Source organism: Pseudomonas sp. NPDC088368 (assembly GCF_044753445.1).
Lineage (GTDB): Bacteria > Pseudomonadota > Gammaproteobacteria > Pseudomonadales > Pseudomonadaceae > Aquipseudomonas > Aquipseudomonas bambusae.
In genome coordinates, this window is the sequence record NZ_JBIVNG010000028.1 from 1 (window position 1) to 1,298 (window position 1,298).

Annotated in this window: 3 protein-coding genes; all 3 read right to left on the reverse strand. The window is 55.8% G+C overall.

Annotated elements, in window-relative coordinates; translation table 11 throughout:
* The coding region (locus tag ACIQAL_RS31545; RefSeq protein ID WP_401152590.1) for a 50S ribosomal protein L22 at nt 1–141 on the reverse strand (141 nt) is incomplete at its 3' end.
* Between the two features lie 13 nt (nt 142–154).
* Nucleotides 155–430, reverse strand: coding sequence for a 30S ribosomal protein S19 (gene rpsS / locus ACIQAL_RS31550; RefSeq protein WP_002555486.1), 276 nt, complete (start codon nt 428–430; stop codon nt 155–157).
* 16 nt (nt 431–446) lie between these two features.
* Complete coding sequence (rplB, locus tag ACIQAL_RS31555) at nt 447–1,271, reverse strand: 50S ribosomal protein L2 (RefSeq protein WP_401152587.1); 825 nt, start codon at nt 1,269–1,271, stop codon at nt 447–449.
* Nucleotides 1,272–1,298 lie beyond the last annotated feature (27 nt).

The following is a 1,298-nucleotide window of genomic DNA, read 5'->3' on the forward strand; positions in this document are numbered from 1 at the left end:
AATTATCTCGGCGGCTTTCTTACTGCTGAAAGCCAACAGGTTGAGCGCTTCGCCCACCTTCTTCCCGCGGATCTGGTCGGCGACCAAGCGGGCTTTCTGGGCGGAGATTCGAGCGCCCGACAACTTAGCGGCTACTTCCATCGTTCCTTACCCCTTAACGCTTGGCTTTCTTGTCTGCCACGTGCCCACGATAAGTGCGGGTACCGGCAAACTCGCCCAGTTTGTGGCCGACCATGTCTTCGTTCACGAGAACAGGAACATGCTGACGACCGTTATGCACAGCAATGGTCAAACCGACCATTTGTGGCAGGATCATCGAACGACGCGACCAGGTCTTAACCGGTTTGCGATCGTTCTTTTCCGCCGCCACTTCGATCTTCTTCAGTAGGTGAAGATCAATAAAAGGACCTTTTTTCAGAGAACGTGGCACTGTCGTATCCCTCTATTTACTTGCGACGACGGACGATCTTTTTGTCGTTACGCTTATTACCACGAGTCTTCGCGCCCTTAGTCGGGAAGCCCCACGGCGATACCGGATGACGACCACCAGAGGTACGACCTTCACCACCACCATGTGGGTGGTCAACCGGGTTCATGGCAACACCACGAACGGTTGGGCGAACGCCACGCCAGCGCTTGGCACCAGCTTTACCCAGCGAACGCAGGCTGTGCTCGGAGTTGGAAACCTCACCGAGAGTTGCACGGCATTCGGACAGGACTTTACGCATTTCACCGGAGCGAAGACGCAGAGTCACGTAGACACCTTCACGAGCGACCAACTGAGCCGAAGCACCAGCGGAACGCGCGATTTGAGCGCCTTTACCAGGTTTCAGTTCGATACCGTGAACGGTGGAACCAACTGGGATGTTACGCAGTTGCAGAGCGTTGCCCGGCTTGATTGGAGCCAAGGCGCCTGCAATCAGCTGGTCGCCAGCACTCACGCCTTTAGGCGCGATGATGTAACGACGCTCGCCGTCTGCGTACAGCAGCAGTGCGATGTGAGCAGTACGGTTTGGATCGTATTCAATGCGCTCGACGGTGGCAGCGATGCCATCCTTGTCGTTGCGACGGAAGTCGACCAGACGATAATGCTGCTTATGACCACCACCTACGTGACGAGTAGTGATGCGGCCATTGTTGTTACGACCACCAGACTTCGATTTTTTCTCGAGCAGCGGTGCGTGAGGAGCGCCTTTGTGCAGCTCCTTGTTGACCACCTTGACCACAAAACGGCGGCCAGGGGAAGTCGGTTTGCATTTAACGATTGCCATGATGCACCCCTTCCTTACTCAGCACGG

Bases quoted from the DNA above. Each gene is read 5' to 3' on its own strand.
- rplB (WP_401152587.1), bottom strand. From the start codon at position 1,271: ATGGCAATCGTTAAATGCAAACCGACTTCCCCTGGCCGCCGTTTTGTG.